Consider the following 18,425-nt stretch of genomic DNA (forward strand, 5'->3'; position numbering starts at 1 on the left):
GTCAGTCCTCCAGCGGGATGGGCTCGAACGGGGTTTCGGGCGCGGCCAGGTGCCGCGTGGCGATCGGGGCGGGGTCGTGGCGCAGCGACAGAAGCTCGGGCCGGGCATAGTGGCCGACGCTGTCCATCATCCGCTTGCGCTTGGTCACCAGCGACAGGTCCAGGTCGGCGTAAAGGATGCCTTCGCCCTCGGTCAGGGGCGGGGCGGCGTGGCGGCCCTCGGGCGTGATGATGCAGGTCATGCACCCGCCGCGCAGACCCTTGCGCAGGCTTTCGTCGGGGGTCACCGACGCGATCTGGTCCTCGGTCAGCCAGCCGGTGGCGTTGACCACGAAGCAGCCGGACTCCAGCGCGTGGTGCCGCATGGTGACCTCGATCTGCTCGGCGAAGACCGGGCCGACCAGGCTGCCGGGGAACTGCGCGACGTGGATCTCCTCGTGCTGGGTCATCAGCGCGTAGCGGGCCAGGGGGTTGTAGTGCTCCCAGCAGGCCAGCGCGCCGACACGGCCCACGCGGGTCTCCACCACTTGCAGCCCCGACCCGTCGCCCTGGCCCCAGATCATCCGCTCGTGGTAGGTCGGCGTGATCTTGCGCCGCTTGAGCAGGAGGGTGCCGTTGGCGTCGAAGATCAGCTGCGCGTTGTAGAGCGATCCGTGGTCGCGCTCGTTCACGCCCAGCACCACGACGACACCGTGATGCGCGCAGCGTTCCGCGACGCGCCGCGTGTCGTCCGAGGGGACCGTGACGGCCTGTTCGTAGAGATGAAGATGCGGCTTGCCCTGCTGCACCGGCGGCAGGACGAAGGAAAAGTAGGGGTAGAACGGCACGAAGGTCTCGGGGAACACGACAAGGTCGGCGCCGTTCCCGGCCGCCTCGTCGATGGCGTCGAGCACGCGCGCCAGCGTCTTGTCCCGGCTTGCCAGGTCGGGGGCGATCTGAACGGCGGCGGCTTTGACGTGGCGGGGCATGGATGCTCCGATCAACCTGCGGGCGCCGGGGCCGGTCCGGCCCCGGCGGATGGGCTCAGACCGTCCAGGTGTCGACGATCACGGCATTGTCGCGAACGTGGATCAGCTTGAGATCCAGCACGTCCTGCGGCGCGATGGGGATGATGCCGTCCAGCAGCGATGGCTCGCCGTGGCCGTAAAGCGCCTGGAGCGCGAAGCGGCAGGCATAGACCTTGCCGCCCTCGGACATGAATTTCTTGAGATTGTCGGCGAAGTTCTGGTGGCCGGGGAAGGCCGCGTCGCCCAGCGTGGGAAAGCCGCGCTGGATGCCCAGCGTCACGCCGGGGCCGTAGAGCAGGATCGAAGTCTCGAAGCCCTTCCGGTTCAGCCGGATGGCGTTGAGGATGTTGACCAGGCCGATCGAGCCTTCGAAGGCCACCGTGTGGAAGGTGACCAGCGCCTTCTGGCCTTCCTCGGCCTGAACGTCCTCGAAGACCTTGTCCTCGTAGTCGACGAAGAAGTCTCCGTCCTTGTGCTTGTCCATGGTGACTGCGGGCATGGGTATCCTCCGGCTGGCGGTTTGATGCGTTTTGTCTGAACGTGTTCAGACTGATCGCCGGTCCGGAATGCGATCAATTTACGAATCAATTATGCATACAATAAAGATCTCCGGCGCGATCGGGGCTGCTCACTTCGCAGACTTCCGAGCCATTTTCGCTCAAAGGATGTGCGGTGTATGCACGAGCGGCGATCTCGTGAGGCAGGTTCTGCATACAAAGTGCTTCAATCTACCGCGAATCGATTGTATGCGGATTGTATGCAGTCATGGACCCCCACATTGCGCGCCGACGGCGCCGCCCGTTACCTTCAGCTTGCGGACGCGATCGCAGAAGGTGTGTCCGACGGCACGTTGAGTGTCGGCGACCGCCTGCCGCCGCAGCGGCGGCTAGCCGATCGGCTGGGCATCGATTTCACAACTGTTTCCCGTGGGTATGCCGAGGCGCGCCGGCGCGGTCTCATCAGCAGCCATGTCGGCCGCGGCACCTTCGTCGCCCGTCCGGCCGACGCGCCCGAGCAGCCCGAGGCGCGGCGCCGGTCGGACGTGGACCTGACCATGAACCTGCCGCCCGAGCCGCAGGATCCGGCCCTGCTGGAACGGATGCAGGAGGGGTTGCAGACGGTGTCCGCCAACCTCGTCAACCTGCTGCGCTACCAGTCCGCGACCGGCGGGCAGATCGACAAGGATGCCGCGTCGACATGGTTGTCGCTGCGCGGGCTGGTGCCGTCGCTGGACCGGATCGCGGTCACGCCCGGGGCTCATCCGACGATGCTGGCCATCCTCATGGGGCTGACCCGGCCGGGGGACACGATCCTGTGCGAGGCGGTGACCTATCCCGGGCTTCGCGGGATCGCCGGACGGCTGGGCCTGACGCTCGTCGGCCTGCCCATGGACGCCGAGGGGATCGAGCCCGATGCGCTGGACGACGCGATCCGGCGGCACGCGCCCAAGGCGCTCTACCTCAACCCGACGCTGCAGAACCCGACGACGCGAACGATCTCGCGCGCGCGGCGCGAACGGATCGCCGAGGTCATCATCGCCCACAAGCTGCCGCTGATCGAGGATGACGCCTACGGGTTCATTCCGCCCAGCCCGCCCGCGCCGCTGGCGAGCTTCGCGCCCGACCTGGTGTGGCATATCGGCGGGCTGGCCAAGTGCATCGGGGCGGGGCTGAGGCTGGCCTATACCGTCGCCCCCAACAGCCACGCCGCGCGCGAGCTGGCCCATCACCTGAAGGTCATCTCGGTCATGCCGTCGCCCCTGAATATGGCGCTGGCGACGCGCTGGATCACCGACGGGACGGCCGACCGGATCCGGCGGTTCATCCGCGAGGAAACCGCGGCGCGGCAGGAAATCGCCGCGCAGGTGCTGGCGCAATCGACCTACGAGTCGCATCCGCACGCCTTCAACATCTGGCTGAGGCTGCCGCCCGGACACGGCCGTGCCGCGGTGATCGGCCGCATGGCCGGGACGGGCCTGGGGATCATGCCGTCGGACGCGTTCACCGTTTCCGGCGCGCCTTGCGAAAGCCTTCGGGTCTGCCTCGGCGGCCAGGTCTCGCGCAAGGATCTGCGGGATTCGCTGGGTCTTCTGGCCTATGTCACGTCGAGCCCGTTCTAGGGCGACGACACTGGCGCGCCGCAGCGGTCGGCCGGCTGATTGCAACCGCCCCCGTTTTCGCCCGGGAGGGGGCCCCGAGACGATTTTCGCGATGTCCATTCGGGCAACTACGGGTTGGGCGGCGTCCGTTCGTCACATCTGTCACGCGCAATTTTCGGCTCGTAGGCGCCATTGGTGGCGCAATCATGCTGCGAATCTCTTGCCATGTTCCGCGTTTGGCCCATTTCTTGCGTCTGCATGGCGGGCCGCCAACGGACCTGCCGCAAATCGTCCTGCCCGTGTGTCGCCACGGCATCGAACACGCCGAAGCGGGAACGGGACTGACCGGAAGAACCAAGGGAGAAGACATGACAACTGCGAACGTGATCAAGGTCGCCGCGATCGGGCTGAGCCTGACGGCAACCACCGCCTTCGCCGCCGAGCACGAGAACCGTGAAGGCTGGCCCGAAAGCTTCACCGTCGGCACCGCCTCGCAAGGCGGCACCTACTTCGCCTACGGCTCGGGCTGGGCCAACCTGGTCGCCGAAGAGCTGGGCCTGACCGGCGGCGGCGAAGTCACCGGCGGCCCGATGCAGAACATGGCGCTGGTCCACACCGGCGAGGCGCAGTTCGGCATGACCACCATGGGCCCCGCGGCGGAATCGCTGGAAGGCACCAACCCCATCGCGCCGGGCCTGCAGATGACCAATGCCTGCGCCATGTTCCCGATGTACCAGACGCCCTTCAGCGTGACCGCGCTGTCGTCGTCGGGCATCGAGTCGATCTCGGACATCCCCGAAGGCGCGCGGATCGGGTTCGGCCCCGCTGGCTCGACCTCGGACACCTACTTCCCGCGCATGATGGAAGAGCTGGGCGTCGACTTCGAGCGTCGCAACGGCGGCTGGTCCGACCTGGGCGGCCAGCTGCAGGACGGCCTTCTGGACGTGATCGCCTTCGCGGCGGGCGTGCCGGTTCCGGCGGTCAGCCAGCTGGAAGTGCAGACCGACGTGAACATCATCGAGTTCACCGAGGAAGAGCAGCAGGCCATCCTGGATGCCTTCCCAGTGTCGCAGTTCGAGATCGCGGCCGACACCTACACCACGCTGGAAGAGCCCGCGCGCTCGGTGTCCATGTGGAACTTCGCCATCGCCAACTGCGACCTGCCCGCCAGCTTCGTGAAGGCGGTCGTGGACGTGGTCATGTCGGATAACGAGCGGATGGTGAACATCCACCGCGCGGCTTCGTCGACGCTGCCCGAGAACTGGGACAAGAACACCGTGATGAAATGGCATCCCGGTGCGGCCGAGTGGTTCATGGAAAACGCCGATGCGGATATTTCCGAGGACATGATCTACTCGAACATGTAAAAAGACGGATACGTCGCTAGGATCGCGCCGTGCCCCGAGAGGGGCGCGGCGTTATAGTATCGGGGGCCTCGATGGCCCCCCGGCATGACCTGAAGGGGAGAAGGCGCATGTCCCAATCGAGCGAAACCGGCCGGGCCGAGGAAATCGACGAGGTTCTCGAACCCGTCTTCGCCGAAGGCGTCGACGAAGAACCGGTCGAACCCAATCGCCGCGATTTCTCGGGCAATCTCGCCGTTTTCGCCGCCGTCGTGGCCGCGCTCTACGCGGCGTTCCACATGGCCGCGCTGAACGGCGTTTCGATCTCGGACTACACGGGGATCGAGCTGCCGTTCCTGCCGCAATTCCCGCTCGAAACCTGGAATTTCCGCATCGTGCACATCGCGGGTGCGCTGGTCCTGGGCTTCCTGTTCTTCGCCGCGCACCGGTTCCCCGACGAGGGCGAGACCGCGCCGACCCGCACGCTGAGCCTTGCGGGATACGTGCTGTTCATCCCGCTGGTCGTGTCCGTCTGGACGGTGCTGCAGTTCATCCTCCTGATGAACAGCGGCGAGTTGCCCGAGATGGGCGGCCTGACCACATGGGCCGCGTTCCCCGGCACCGAGATCTTCGCGCAGGAGGTCTGGGGCTTCGGCATCCCGCTGCTGATCGCCACCTTCGGCGGCATCGCCCTGGGCTGGTTCGAACGGCAGCCGCGCGGGCGCGTCGCCACTTCGGACATCGTCATGGGCCTGTGCGGCGTCGTGGTCGCGATGTACCTGATCCCGATCTACTCGACCGCCGCGCGCAACTCGGTCGGGACGTCCTTCGTGCCCATCGGCGTGGCCTTCGCCGCCACCGCCGGATCGGCCCTCATCCTCGAACTGACCCGCCGGGTCGCGGGCCTGGCGCTGGTCATCATCGCCGGGATCTTCCTGATCTACACCTTTACCGCGCACCTGATGCCCGGCATCCTCGCGGTGCAGTCCGCCTACACCTGGCAGCGGTTCTTCGGGCACGTCTATTCCGATGCGGGCATCCTCGGGCCGACCACGGCGGTCAGCTCGACCTACATCATCCTGTTCATCATCTTCGCCGCCTTCCTGCAGGCGTCGAAGGTCGGTGATTACTTTATCAACTTCGCCTTCGCCGCCGCCGGGCGCGCGCGGGGCGGCCCGGCGAAGGTCGCGATCTTCGCGTCCGGCCTCATGGGGATGATCAACGGCACCAGCGCGGGCAACGTGGTCGCCACCGGCAGCCTGACGATCCCGCTGATGAAGAAGGTGGGCTACAAGAAGGAAACCGCCGGCGCGATCGAGGCCGGCGCCTCGACCGGCGGGCAGATCATGCCGCCGATCATGGGCGCGGGCGCGTTCATCATGGCCGAGATCACCGGCATCCCCTACACCGAGATCGCCTTCGCCGCGATCATCCCGGCGGTCCTGTATTTCGTGTCGATCTATTTCATGGTCGATTTCGAGGCCGCCAAGCTGGGCATGCGCGGGATGCGCGAGGACGAGCTGCCGCGCCTCAAGGCGATGGTTAAGCGGGTCTACCTGTTCGTGCCGATCATCATCCTGATCGCCGCGCTGTTCATGGGCTACTCGGTGATCCGGGCGGGCACGCTGGCCACCATCGCCGCCGCCGTCGTCAGTTGGCTGACGCCGGTCCGCATGGGGCCGCGCGCGATCTTCCGGGCGTTCGAGCTTGGTGGGCTCATGTCAATCCAGATCATCGCGGTCTGTGCGGCTGCGGGCATCATCGTTGGCGTCATCAGCCTGACCGGGATCGGCGCGCGTTTCTCGGCGCTGCTGCTGAACCTGGCCGGGCTCAGCCAGCTTCTGGCGCTGATGTTCGCCATGTGCATCGCAATCCTGCTGGGAATGGGGATGCCGACGACCGCGGCCTATGCCGTGGCCGCGTCGGTGGTCGCGCCGGGCCTGGTCGAGATCGGGATCCCGCAGCTGACGGCGCATTTCTTCGTCTTCTACTTCGCCGTCGTCTCGGCCATCACGCCGCCCGTGGCGCTGGCCAGTTACGCGGCGGCGGGGATATCGGGGGCGAACCCCATGTCGACCTCGGTCGCGTCCTTCAAGATCGGCATCGCGGCGTTCATCGTGCCCTTCATGTTCTTCTACAACAGCGCGCTTCTGATGGATGGCGGCGCGATCGAGGTGCTGCGCGCGGGCGCCACCGCGGTCTTCGGGGTCTTCCTGCTGAGCGCCGGGGTCCAGGGATGGTTCCTGGGGTCGCGCCCGCCGTGGTTCCTGCGGGCGGGGCTTGTCGTGGCGGCACTGTTCATGATCGAGGGCGGCATCGTGACCGACCTGATCGGCGTGGGCGCGGCGGTCGCGGTTTTCCTGGCGCAGCGGGTCTTCTCGCCCGCGCCGGACGCGCAGATCGGGGTGCGCGGCGCAGACTGAGCGCCGATCCTGCCGGGGGTTGAGCGAGGACGGGGCGCGACCTAGGGTTGCGCCCTGTTCCGTTTCGCTGAAGGTTCGCCATGTTCCGCCAGATCCTTGCCGCCGCCCTGATGGGCCTCACCCTCGTCGCGCCGGCGGTGGCCCAGGACCGCGCCGCGGTCGAGCGGCAATTCCAGTCGTGGCTGTCCGACACTATCTGGCCCGCCGCCCGGCGCGCCGGCGTGTCGCGTGAGACGTTTCAAAGCGCCTTCGGCGGCGTGCGGCTGGACTGGGACCTGCCCGACCTGGTGCCGCCGGGCAGCACGACCGGCCCGCGCCGACAGCGTCAGGCCGAGTTCGGCAACCCCGGACGCTATTTCAACCGCGGGTCCGTCGATGGCGCGACCTCGGTCGGGCGGCAGATGGCGCGCACCCATGCCAATACGCTGGCCGCGGTGACGCGCGCCACGGGCGTGCCGGGACATATCATCCTGGGCATCTGGGGGCGCGAGTCGGGCTATGGTCGCGTGGACATCCCCCACGACGCTTTCCGGGTGCTGGGAACCAAGGGCTTCATGTCGCGCCGCGCGGAGTATTTCACCGGCGAATTGCTGGCCGCCCTGCGCATCGCCGAGGCGGGGCACGCGCCGCCGGGTGCCATGAAAAGCAGCTGGGCCGGCGCGCTGGGCCAGCCGCAATTCATGCCGTCGAACTTTCTTGAGTATGCCGCGGACGGCAATGGCGACGGGCGGGCGGATATCTGGCGGTCCGAGGCCGACACCATCGCGTCCATCGGCAACTACCTTGCGCGGCACGGCTGGCAGGCGGGCCGCGACTGGGGCTTCGAGGTGCGGGTGCCCGATGCGGTCTCCTGCGCGCTGGAGGGGCCCGACCGGGCGCGGCCCATCGCCGACTGGGTGGCCGCCGGGGTCACCCGCGTGTCGGGCCGGCCCTTCCCGGACCACGAGCTGCGCCAGCCCGGATCGCTTCTGATGCCGGCGGGCCGGTACGGCCCGGCCTTCATCGTCACCCCGAATTTCTACGTGCTGAAGGATTACAACAACAGCGACCTCTACGCGCTGTTCGTGGGGCACGTGGGCGACCGGATCGCCTATGGCGTCGGCGACTTCACCGGGCGCTGGGGCGATGTCGGGGGGCTCATGCGCTCGGACGTGGCGGCGATGCAGCGCGGGCTCGAGGCGCTGGGCCACGACGTGGGCGGCGCCGACGGTCTGGCGGGGTTCAAGACGCGCCGCTCCATCGGGGCGTGGCAGCAGGCGAACGGCCGTGCGCCCACCTGTTTCCCGGATGCCGGGCTGGTGCGCGCCCTGGCGCGGTGATCCGCGGTCTGCACCGGGCTGGAATTTCCGCGTGGCCCTTTTTCGCGGCAGACGGCCTGCGGACCTGCCCAAATGATTGCCACTCGGACAATTCGCGGCGTAGGCTCGGGCCCAAGGTCCGGCGAATGTCGCAGGCAGTGTCATCTGCCCGTTGCAATCCGCCCCTAGAAGGCCGCCACACACCAAGTCTGGGGAGACACATGAAGACCATCACCACATTCGCCGCCATCGCCGCCCTGATGACCGCCGTGCCGGCCCATGCCGAGTTCCAGCTGGGCGACCGCTACTCCGACGAGGACGGCGACCTGATCGCCGACATTCCGACCGACGAGTCCGAGCTGCTCGACCCGAGCACGCTGATCTTCGCCTATACCCCGGTCGAGGATCCGGCCGTCTACGCCGAGGTCTGGCAGGGTTTCCTGGACCACATGTCCGAGGTCACCGGCAAGAACGTGCAGTTCTTCCCGGTCAATTCGAACGCCGCCCAGATCGAGGCGATGCGCGCCGGCCGCCTGCACGTGGCGGGCTTCAACACCGGGTCGAACCCGCTGGCCGTGGCCTGCGCGGGCTTCCGTCCCTTCGCCATGATGGCGGCCGAGGACGGGTCCTTCGGTTACGAGATGGAAATCATCACCTATCCCGGCTCCGGCATCAGCGAGGTCGCCGACCTCGAGGGCAAGTCGCTGGCCTTCACCTCGGAGACGTCGAACTCGGGCTTCAAGGCGCCGTCGGCGATCCTCAAGGCCGAGTTCGGTCTGGTCGCGGGCGAGGATTTCGAGACCGCGTTCTCGGGCGCGCATGACGCGTCGATCCTCGGCGTGGCGAACCAGGACTACATCGCCGCGTCGATCGCCAACTCGGTCAAGGACCGGATGCTGGACCGCGAAGTGGTCACGCCCGACCAGATCGAGGTCGTGTACCAGTCGCAGACCTTCCCGACCACGGCCTACGGCACCGTCTACAACCTGACGCCCGAGTTGCAGGACGCCATCCGCGAGGCGTTTTTCACCTACGACTGGGAAGGCACCGCGCTGGCCGAGGAATTCGGTCGCAACGGCGAGGACAAGTTCATCGAGATCACCTTCCAGGAAAACTGGGAAGTGATCCGCACCATCGACGAGGCCAACGGCGTCTCCTACGACTGCAACTGAGCCACGACACATGTCAAACAGGGACGGGCGGCACCGGCCGCCCGTTTCGTCATTCGAAGGATGTCCGAATGCTTCATCTCGAGGGGCTGTCGAAAAGCTATGCCGGGGGCGACCCGGCCCTGAGCGATGTGACCCTGACCGTGCCCAAGGGCGAGATCCTGGGCCTGATCGGCCCGTCCGGTGCCGGAAAATCCACGCTGATCCGCTGCATCAACAGGCTGGTCGAGCCCACCACGGGCGCCGTGCGGCTGGGCGACGAGGACCTGGCGCAGCTGGGCAAGACCGACCTGCGCCGTGCACGCCGGCGCATCGGGATGATCTTCCAGGAATACGCGCTGGTCGAGCGGCTGACGGTGATGGAGAACGTGCTGTCGGGGCGGCTGGGCTACGTGCCGTTCTGGCGCAGCTTTCTGCGCCGCTATCCGGCGCGCGACGTGCAGCAGGCGTACCGGCTGCTGGACCGCGTGGGCCTTATGGACAAGGCCGACAGCCGCGCCGACGCCCTGTCGGGCGGTCAGCGGCAGCGGGTCGGCATCGCCCGCGCGCTGGCGCAGGAGCCCGAGCTGCTGCTGGTCGACGAACCCACCGCCAGCCTCGACCCCAAAACCTCGCGCCAGATCATGCGGCTGATCACCGAGATCTGCCAGGAACGCGGCCTGCCCGCCATCGTGAACATCCACGACGTGCCGCTGGCGCAGCAGTTCATGCAGCGCATCGTGGGCCTGCGGGCCGGGCGCATCGTGTTCGACGGCGCGCCGTCCGAGCTGACCGAGGACGCGTTGACCACGATCTACGGCGCCGAGGACTGGAACGCCATGCGCAAGGGCGATGCCGACCAGGCCGAGGCCGAGGCCGACGCGCAGCGCCGGCTCGAGGCCATCGCGCAATGAGCACGTCCTATCCCACGACGTGGCGCCGCCCGCCGCAGCTGATCAAGTCGGCACGGCTGCGATATGCCATCCAGTTCGCCATCGCGCTTTACCTCGCCGTCGCCATCGGCACGCTCGAGGTCGACTGGGCCCGCGTCGCCGCCGGGCTGGAGCGCGGCGGCCGTTTCGCCGCCGGGTTCCTTCAGCCCGATTTCGTCAGCCGCTGGGACGATATCTCGCGCGGGCTGGTGGAAAGTCTGACCATGACGCTGACCTCGACGGTGGTCGGCGTTCTGCTTTCGGTGCCGGTGGGCATCGGCGCGGCGTCGAACATCGCGCCGGCGCCCATCTACTTCGTCTGCCGCAGCATCATCGCCGTCAGCCGCGCCCTGCAGGAGATCATCATCGCGATCTTCCTGGTGGCCATGTTCGGCTTCGGGCCGTTCGCCGGCTTCCTGACCCTGTCCTTCGCCACCATCGGCTTCCTGGCGAAACTGCTGGCCGACGACATCGAGGAGATCGAGCCGGGCCAGGTCGAGGCGGTTCGGTCCACCGGCGCATCGTGGTGGCAGATGGTCAACTACTCGGTCCAGCCGCAGGTGATGCCGCGGCTGATCGGCCTGTCACTCTATCGGCTCGATATCAATTTCCGCGAAAGCGCGGTGATCGGGATCGTCGGCGCGGGCGGGATCGGCGCCACCCTGAACACGGCCATCGACCGCTATGAATACGACAGCGCGGGCGCGATCCTGCTGCTGATCATCGCCATCGTCATGGTGGCGGAATACGGGTCGAGCTACCTGCGGAAGTTCCTGCAATGACCACGACCGATACATACAGCGCCGTCTGGCAGCGCCGCACGCCCCGCAAGCGCCTGCTGATCTGGACCGGGTGGGTGGCGCTGGTCGCGTTGTTCGTCTGGTGCTGGCAGCTGATGACCGAGAACACGATCTGGGCCTTCGTGACCGACGCGCCGCGGCAGGCCGCCGATATCGGCGCGCGCATGTGGCCGCTGGAATGGGGCTACCTGCCCGAGCTGATGGGGCCGCTGTGGGACACCATCAACATCGCCACGCTCGGCACGATCGGCGGGGTCATCATGGCGGTGCCCGTGGCATTCCTGGCCGCGCGCAACACCACGCCATCGGCGACGATCCTGCGGCCCATCGCGCTGTTCATCATCGTGGCGTCGCGGTCGATCAATTCGCTGATCTGGGCGCTGCTCCTGGTGGCGATCATCGGGCCGGGCCTGCTGGCCGGGATCGTGGCGATCGCGCTTCGCTCGATCGGGTTCGTGGGCAAGCTGCTCTACGAGGCCATCGAAGAGACCGACCGCCGCCAGATCGAGGCCGTGCGCGCCACCGGCGCGGGCGGGCTGCAGGTGCTGACCTACGGGATCGTGCCGCAGATCATGCCGGCCTTCTGGGGCATTTCCGTCTTCCGCTGGGACATCAACATCCGCGAAAGCACGATCCTGGGCCTTGTCGGCGCGGGCGGCATCGGCCTGAAGCTGAACGCGTCGATCAACACCCTGTCGTGGGACGAGGTCGCGGTGATCCTGCTTCTGATCCTGGGCACCGTCGTGGTCAGCGAATGGGTGTCGGCCAAGCTGCGGCGCGCGATCATCTGAGGTGTCCGGGCGCAGTATCGTCGCGCCCGGCACACGAAAACGCGATGAAGCCCCGCGCGTGTCTCTGCGTAAGCTGGTCCTGCGTTTTCGGCAGGGAGTCTCGCCATGAATGAGCAATCACCGCAGCGCCGCCTGACCGCGGCGGATTTCGACCAGGATCTCCTGGATCTCTACGACTACTACGCGCACGGAAAGATCTCGAAGCGCGAGTTCCTGGACCGGGCCGGGAAATGGGCCGTGGGCGGGCTGACCGCCGCGGCCATCCTGAACACGTTGTCGCCGAACTACGCGCTGGCGCAGCAGGTGGCGACCGACGACCCGGATATCAGCGGCGAGGATATCGTCTATTCCAGCCCCAACGGCACCGGCGACATCACCGCCTACCTGGTGCGCCCGGCCGAGATCGACCCCGACAACCCGCCCGCGGCGGTCCTGGTCGTGCACGAGAACCGCGGGCTCAACCCCTATATCCGCGACGTGGTGCGCCGGCTGGCCAAGGCCGGGTTCATCGCCATGGGGCCTGATGGCCTGTCGTCGCTGGGCGGCTATCCCGGCACCGACGACAAGGGGCGCGAGATGCAGCGCAGTATCGACCAGCAGGCGCTGCTGAACGACTTCTTCGCGGGGTTCGAATACCTGCAGGCGCTCGACGGCACCAACGGCAAAGTCGGTGCCACGGGCTTCTGCTACGGCGGTGGCGTGGTGAACCGGCTGGCCGTCGCCTACCCGGAGATGGCGGCGGGTGTGCCGTTCTACGGCTCTTTTCCGGATGCCGCGCAGGTCGCCGACATCCAGGCGCCGCTGATGGTGCAGCTTGCCGCGCTGGACGGGCGCATCAACGCCATGTGGCCGCCGTTCCAGCTGGCGATGGAGGAAAACGACAAGCGCTACGAGGCGCACATCTATCCCGGCGTGAACCACGGATTCCACAACGACACCACGCCGCGCTACGACGCCGGTGCCGCGCAGTTGGCCGAGGAGCGCATGATCGCGTGGTTCCGCACCTACATGGCGTAGGGCGGGCGGCACACGGGAAGCCGGGAGCCCCGCGTCGCACGGTAACGGCGGGCGCCTTCGCGGCGCGCGCCGGTTCGCCCCCTCGACGCCGGCGGGGCGGCGCCGAAGGGGCAGTCGTTCGTTTCGAGACGGCTTACGCGGCGTCTTGCGCGTCCATCACGTAGACCGACTTGGCATTGACGAATTCCTTCATGCCGAAGCCGCCGTGTTCGCGGCCATAGCCCGAGTCCTTCACGCCGCCGAAGGGCATGTTCGGGATCGCGATGTTGAACCCGTTAACCGAGACCATGCCGGTGTCGAAGCGCTCGGACGCGAGCTTGCGCGCCCGTGCCTCGTCGGTCGAGAAGATCCCGCCGCCAAGGCCGTAGCGGCTGTCGTTGGCGATCCGCATGGCATCTTCGTCGTCTTCGGCCTTGATGACCGAGGCGACCGGGCCGAACAACTCGTCGTCATAGGCCGGCTGCCCGGGCTTCACGTCGACGAGGACGGTGGCCGGGTAGTAGGCGCCCGTCCGGTCCGGGACCGAGCCGCCGACGATGGCGCGCGCGCCCTTCTCGACGCTTTCGTCCACTTGGCTCGCCAGCTTGTCGCGCAGGTCGTCGCGCGCCATGGGCCCGAGCTTCGTGTTCTCGTCCGTGGGGTCGCCCAACTCGATGGCGCTCATCTTCTCGGCATAGCGCTCGACGAAGGCGTCATAGTTCTTCGCCGTCACGATGAAGCGCTTGGCGTTCACGCAGGTCTGGCCGTTGTTGTAGAGCCGCCCGTTGACGCAGGCGTCCACCGCCACGTCGAGATCGGCGTCGTCCAGCACGATGTAGGCGTCGTTCGACCCCAGCTCGAGCACGGTCTTCTTCAGGTTCTCACCGGCCTTGGCGGCCACGATGCGGCCCGCGCCATCACTGCCCGTCAGCGTTACGCCGCGGACGAGATCGTTCTCGATCACCTTGTCGGACTGGTCGTGGTCGATGATCAGGACGGTGAAAAGATCCTTGGGCAGGCCGGCCGCCTCGAACACGCGTTTCAGGAACAGGCCCGACCCGGTGCAGTTCTCGGCGTGCTTCAGAAGCACGCCGTTGCCGGCCATGAGGTTGGCGATGGCATAGCGCACGGCCTGGTAGCAGGGGAAGTTCCACGGCTGGATGCCGTAGATCACCCCGATCGGCTCGTAGGTGACGACACCGGTGCCGCCGGGAATGTCACGCTCTTCGTCGGCCAGCTCGCCGGGGCCGTTCTCGGCGGTGTAGTCGCAGATGGCGGCGCAAAGCTCGACCTCCTGCTGGCTGTCGCCGATGAGCTTGCCGACCTCGCGGGTCATCAGCTGGGCGAATTCGTCCTTGTTGGCGCGAAGCTCCTCGCCGATGGCGCGGATGACCTTGGCGCGGTCTTCGGCTGGCTTCTGCTGCCCTTGCAGGAACGCGTTGTGACAGGCCTGTACCGCGTTCTTCACGGCGTCGTCGGTCATCAGGTCATAGGTTTCGATCGGTTCTTCGGTCGCTGGATTGACTGTGGTGATCTGGTTCATCACGGACTTCCTTTCCGTCTGCGGTCGCTTGGGGTCGGGAACGTGTGCCGCCCGGAAAGTTTCCATTTACGCGGCGATAAGTGACCGTTTCGGCGTGTCGCGGCCGGAAAATATCCTTTTGACTGCAATGTGTTGTGGGATCGGGCGGCTACTGTTGCCCCGTGCGACGTGCCGCCGGGGGGCGGCACTGGCCGGCGCGCATCGCTGGCCTAAACCGTTCCGCCAACTGATCGGACGAGGCGGACACGAATCTTCACTGCCGTCGCTTTGGCGGCCGATGGGGCGCCACGATCTTTTCGGATCGTGTCGCATTTGCCCAAGCATGCATCGGATCTGCCGATAATTCGGGCAAAGCCTCATGCGCCGCGGGCCGCTCCGGGAAGTTCTGGACAAGCGCAGGCGATTCACGCAGCGTGAGACGAAAGGGTCGCTGCGATCGACCACGGCAATCGAGCCTCGCCTTCCTCCGGATCCCTGGGGGAGCGGGGCTTTTTTCGTTTCTGGAGGGCGTGTGGCCTACAAGCTCGGTCTGATCTTCTCGACCACCGGCAGCTACGCCGCGCTTGGCCAAAGCGCGCTGGCGGGGGCGCTCGGGGCCATCGCGCAGATTTCCGGCCGGGGCGGGATCGATATCGTGCCCGTCATCCGAGACCCGGGTGGCGACCCCGCGGTCTACGAGGCGCAGATGGCCGAGCTGCTGGACATGGGCGTCAGCAACGTGGTGGGCGCGATCACGTCCTGGAGCCGGAAGGACATGATCCCGGTTCTGGAACGGAAGGGCGGCTTGCTGTGGTACCCGTGCCCCTACGAGGGGTTCGAGTGCAACGACCACGTCGTCTACCTGGGCGCGGCGCCGAACCACCACGTCGTGCCGGCCATCGACTGGCTGGCGACCCAGGGAATGTCGCGCGCCTACCTCGTCGGATCGAACTACGTCTGGGGCTGGGAGACGCTGCGGCTGGCACGTGACCGGCTGCAGGCCCACGGCATCGAGGTGGTGGCCGAGCGGTTCGTGCCGCTTGGCTCGACCAAGCACGAGCACGTGGTCGACGAAATCTGCGCCACGTCCCCGGATTGCGTCATCAACAGCCTCATCGGTCCGTCGAGCGTCAGCTTCGTGAAGGATCTAGGGGCGCGGGATCCCGCGCGGCGCGGACGGCCGGGCCACCTCGTCAGCTTCAACCAGACCGAGGCCGACCTGGCCGATCTGGGGGAAGCGGCCGACGGGCTGCTTTCGGTGGGCAGTTTCTTCGCCGAGGATGCAAGCGCCACGCTGCGCGCCGTCGCCCGCGACCGGGCCCCGAACGGGCAGGTTTCGGCCTTCCTGGCCAGCGCCCACGCGGCGGTCGAGCTGTTCGCGGCAGCGGCGTCCGAGGCCGGGACCGATGCGCCGCACGCGGTTTTCCAGGCCGCCTGCGCGGCCCCGCGGGCGACGGTGCTGGGCGATATCCGGATCGACCCGGTGATGCGTCACGCCGCGCTCGCCCCGAGGCTGGCATTGGCCGAGGGCGGCCGGTTCCGCATAATCGAGCGCGCTGCGGCGCCCGTGCCCGCGGACCCCTACCTGTCGAGCCAGCCCGCACCCCGCGCGCCGCGGCGTCCCGCCCTGAGGATCGTGCCGTGACCGACATCCCCCAGCACAATTTCGCCGGACAGGGCGCCCTGGTCCTGCACCGCTCGGAAGAGGCGATCCGCGGCGTCGTGGAGCGCTGCGCGCGACTGGGCATCCGGGCGCGGGGGCTGCGTCGCGACCTGACGGTGGACGATCTGGAAGGCGTGGACATGGTCATCGTCGATATCGACACCGGCCATGACGGCGCCTTGCCCTGGACGCCGGGGGCCGCCCCGGTCCCGCTGGTCGGCCTGGTCGGCTCGGAAAGCCCGGGGCGCCTGGGCTGGGCCCTGGGGCAGAACGTGGATGCCTTCCTGCCGCTGTCGGCGCTGGGCAACCTGTTCTCAGCGCTGGTCATCGCCCACGCGACCTTCGCCCGGCGGTCGGACCTGATGCGCGAGCGGGCCGAGACGTCACTCCAGCGCGCCGGTCGGCTGGACGTCATCCGCGCCGTGAATGCCCTCATGGCCGAGGGCGGTGACGAGGCGCTGGCGCTCAAGCGGCTGCGCACGATGGCGATGGTCGGCCAGGTATCCCTGGAAGACGCGGCACGCAGGGTGCTGGCGCAGCCCGAAACGCGCCGGAGCGGCGCACCATGAGCGCCGTGGCCGAGCCCACGGGCGGCAGCGTCCGCCGTCGCAGCGGTGCTGCCGACGTTCTGCGGCAGCTTTTGCGCCGCCCGCGGGCGGCCTTCGGGCTGTTCATCATCGCGGCGATGGTCTTCGCGGCCGTCTTCGCCCCGCTGATCATGCCGGCCGACCCGTTCGAACAGAGCTTCGACGGGCTCGACCTGATGGGCGGACCGCTTCCGCCGGGCGGGGATTACCCGCTGGGCACCGACCTGCTTGGACGCGACCTGGCCTCGCGGCTGATCCTGGGCACGCGCACGTCCCTGATCATCGGGGTGCTGGCCAACGGCGTCGCGGTGCTGCTGGGCGCGGGGGTGGGCATCACGGCGGGCTATTTCGGCGGCTGGACCGCGGCGATCCTGATGCGGTTCACCGACCTGATGATGGCCTTTCCGGCGCTTCTGCTGGCCATCGTGCTGGCCGCGATTTTCCAGCCATCCCTGCTGATCGTCGCGCTGGTGATCGCGATGGTGAACTGGGTGCAGATGAGCCGGGTCATCTATACCGAGACGCGCAGCCTGGCCGAGCGCGAGTTCATCCAGGTGCAACGCTCCATCGGGTCCGGCCCGGTCCGCATTCTTTTCAAGCACCTTCTGCCGCACCTGCTGTCGTCGATCATCGTGTTCGGCACCTTGGGCATCTCGACCACCGTCCTGCTGGAAGCGACCCTGAGCTACCTGGGCGTCGGGGTGCAGCCGCCCATGCCCAGCTGGGGCAACATCATCTTCGAAAACCAGACCTACTTTTCGACCGCGCCCTGGCTGGTCTTCTTTCCCGGTCTGCTGATCGTGCTCCTGGCGCTGGCGTTCAACCTGGTGGGCGACGCGCTGCGCGACATCCTCGACCCGACGTTGAAGGGGCGGCACTGATGTGGGGCTACCTGCTGCGACGGCTGTTCGAAAGCGCGCTGATCCTGCTCGGGATCACCTTCGTGACCTTCGTGCTGCTCTACCTCGTGCCCGCCGATCCCGCGCGCCAGATCGCGGGACGCTCGGCCACCGCGGAAACGGTGGCGAATATCCGCGACCAACTGGGGCTGAACGATCCGCTGGTGACGCAATACTGGCGCTATCTCACGGGGCTGTTCCAAGGCGACATGGGGCGGTCCTACCTCCAGCGCGCCGAGGTGTCGTCGCTCATCGCGTCGCGCCTGCCCGCAAGTCTTCTGCTGATGGTGTCGGCCATCGTGACCGAGCTGATCATCGGGCTGACCATCGGTGTCGTCGCGGCCCTGCGCCGCAACCGGCCCGTCGACCACACGCTGATGATCTTATCCTTCGTGGCGATATCGGCGCCCCAGTTCGTGATCGGGATCCTGCTGCTTTACGTGTTCGCGGTGCAGCTGGGCTGGTTCCCCATCGGCGGCTACGGCACCTTCGCGCACCTTGTGCTGCCCTCGGTGACGCTCGGGCTGCTGGGGGCGGGCTGGTACAGCCGGATGATGCGATCCTCGATGATCGAGGTGCTGAACCAGGACCTGGTGCGGACGGCCCGGGCCAAGGGCCTGTCGAAGCTGCGCATCGTCACCCGACACGTCATGCCCAACGCGATCCTGCCCATCATCGCGATGATCGGCATCGATATCGGGCTGTTCATGTCCGGCATCGTGGTCGTCGAAAGCGTCTTCGGCTGGCCCGGGATCGGCCAGTTGGCCTGGCAGGCGATCCAACGCGTCGACATCCCGGTGATCATGGGGGTCACGATGGTATCGGCCACCGCCATCGTGCTGGGCAACCTTCTGGCGGACTTCGTGGCGCCGCTGATCGACCCCCGCATCAAGACCAAGTGAAACCGCAAAACCAACAA

At 67.4% G+C, this 18,425-nt stretch carries 16 protein-coding genes; 13 read left to right on the forward strand and 3 right to left on the reverse strand.

Annotated elements, in window-relative coordinates; all coding sequences use genetic code 11:
• Position 1 precedes the first annotated feature (1 nt).
• Together BUB76_RS05700 and BUB76_RS05705 are read right to left on the reverse strand one after the other, a co-directional pair.
• Positions 2-967: a Nit6803 family nitrilase gene (locus BUB76_RS05700; RefSeq protein WP_073127707.1), complete on the reverse strand. Its 966-nt coding sequence runs from the start codon at positions 965-967 to the stop codon at positions 2-4.
• A 55-nt stretch (positions 968-1,022) separates the two neighbouring features.
• Positions 1,023-1,505, reverse strand: coding sequence for an MSMEG_0572/Sll0783 family nitrogen starvation response protein (locus tag BUB76_RS05705; RefSeq protein ID WP_073127709.1), 483 nt, complete (start codon positions 1,503-1,505; stop codon positions 1,023-1,025).
• A 258-nt stretch (positions 1,506-1,763) separates the two neighbouring features.
• Here BUB76_RS05705 and BUB76_RS05710 point away from each other — a divergent pair, with 258 nt between their 5' ends.
• The 9 genes from BUB76_RS05710 to yghX all read left to right on the forward strand — a co-directional run bounded on the left by BUB76_RS05710 (position 1,764) and on the right by yghX (position 12,856).
• Positions 1,764-3,125 carry an aminotransferase-like domain-containing protein gene (locus tag BUB76_RS05710; protein ID WP_073127711.1) on the forward strand — a complete coding sequence of 454 codons (1,362 nt, stop codon included), beginning with the start codon at positions 1,764-1,766 and terminating at the stop codon, positions 3,123-3,125.
• Between the two features lie 347 nt (positions 3,126-3,472).
• Positions 3,473-4,471 carry a TAXI family TRAP transporter solute-binding subunit gene (locus BUB76_RS05715; protein WP_073127713.1) on the forward strand — a complete coding sequence of 333 codons (999 nt, stop codon included), beginning with the start codon at positions 3,473-3,475 and terminating at the stop codon, positions 4,469-4,471.
• A 107-nt stretch (positions 4,472-4,578) separates the two neighbouring features.
• Positions 4,579-6,870: a TRAP transporter permease gene (locus BUB76_RS05720; RefSeq protein WP_073127715.1), complete on the forward strand. Its 2,292-nt coding sequence runs from the start codon at positions 4,579-4,581 to the stop codon at positions 6,868-6,870.
• 80 nt (positions 6,871-6,950) lie between these two features.
• Positions 6,951-8,189 carry a lytic murein transglycosylase gene (locus BUB76_RS05725; RefSeq protein WP_073127717.1) on the forward strand — a complete coding sequence of 413 codons (1,239 nt, stop codon included), beginning with the start codon at positions 6,951-6,953 and terminating at the stop codon, positions 8,187-8,189.
• Between the two features lie 200 nt (positions 8,190-8,389).
• Positions 8,390-9,340 carry a phosphate/phosphite/phosphonate ABC transporter substrate-binding protein gene (gene phnD / locus BUB76_RS05730; protein ID WP_073127719.1) on the forward strand — a complete coding sequence of 317 codons (951 nt, stop codon included), beginning with the start codon at positions 8,390-8,392 and terminating at the stop codon, positions 9,338-9,340.
• Between the two features lie 68 nt (positions 9,341-9,408).
• On the forward strand, positions 9,409-10,230 hold the full coding sequence (gene phnC, locus BUB76_RS05735) for a phosphonate ABC transporter ATP-binding protein (protein ID WP_073127721.1): 822 nt from the start codon (positions 9,409-9,411) through the stop codon (positions 10,228-10,230).
• On the forward strand, positions 10,227-11,030 hold the full coding sequence (phnE, locus tag BUB76_RS05740; protein ID WP_073127723.1) for a phosphonate ABC transporter, permease protein PhnE: 804 nt from the start codon (positions 10,227-10,229) through the stop codon (positions 11,028-11,030). The genes phnC and phnE (BUB76_RS05740) overlap by 4 nt, the downstream gene beginning before the upstream one ends.
• Positions 11,027-11,839 (forward strand): phosphonate ABC transporter, permease protein PhnE, encoded by an 813-nt coding sequence (gene phnE / locus BUB76_RS05745; RefSeq protein WP_073127725.1) that lies wholly within the window; start codon positions 11,027-11,029, stop codon positions 11,837-11,839. Before phnE (BUB76_RS05740) ends, phnE (BUB76_RS05745) begins: the two co-directional genes overlap by 4 nt.
• Before the next feature lie 105 nt (positions 11,840-11,944).
• Complete coding sequence (gene yghX, locus BUB76_RS05750; protein WP_073127727.1) at positions 11,945-12,856, forward strand: YghX family hydrolase; 912 nt, start codon at positions 11,945-11,947, stop codon at positions 12,854-12,856.
• Between the two features lie 133 nt (positions 12,857-12,989).
• Here the strand turns inward: yghX and BUB76_RS05755 are convergent, their stop codons facing one another.
• On the reverse strand, positions 12,990-14,378 hold the full coding sequence (locus BUB76_RS05755; protein WP_139250789.1) for an NAD-dependent succinate-semialdehyde dehydrogenase: 1,389 nt from the start codon (positions 14,376-14,378) through the stop codon (positions 12,990-12,992).
• Between the two features lie 511 nt (positions 14,379-14,889).
• Here BUB76_RS05755 and BUB76_RS05760 point away from each other — a divergent pair.
• The 4 genes from BUB76_RS05760 to BUB76_RS05775 are packed head-to-tail and all read left to right on the forward strand — an operon-like array spanning position 14,890 to position 18,408.
• Positions 14,890-16,002 (forward strand): transporter substrate-binding protein, encoded by a 1,113-nt coding sequence (locus BUB76_RS05760; RefSeq protein ID WP_073127731.1) that lies wholly within the window; start codon positions 14,890-14,892, stop codon positions 16,000-16,002.
• The gene (locus BUB76_RS05765) at positions 15,999-16,589 is read left to right on the forward strand and encodes an ANTAR domain-containing response regulator (RefSeq protein WP_073127734.1); all 591 of its coding nucleotides are present in this window, start codon (positions 15,999-16,001) and stop codon (positions 16,587-16,589) included. The genes BUB76_RS05760 and BUB76_RS05765 overlap by 4 nt, the downstream gene beginning before the upstream one ends.
• Positions 16,586-17,488, forward strand: a complete 903-nt coding sequence (locus BUB76_RS05770) for an ABC transporter permease (RefSeq protein WP_084140562.1) — start codon at positions 16,586-16,588, stop codon at positions 17,486-17,488. Before BUB76_RS05765 ends, BUB76_RS05770 begins: the two co-directional genes overlap by 4 nt.
• Positions 17,488-18,408, forward strand: coding sequence for an ABC transporter permease (locus tag BUB76_RS05775; protein WP_073127736.1), 921 nt, complete (start codon positions 17,488-17,490; stop codon positions 18,406-18,408). Before BUB76_RS05770 ends, BUB76_RS05775 begins: the two co-directional genes overlap by 1 nt.
• The last annotated feature ends 17 nt before the right edge of the window (positions 18,409-18,425 follow it).

Origin of the sequence: Palleronia salina (assembly GCF_900141995.1) — a bacterium.
In the GTDB taxonomy this organism is placed as follows: Bacteria; Pseudomonadota; Alphaproteobacteria; order Rhodobacterales; family Rhodobacteraceae; genus Palleronia; species Palleronia salina.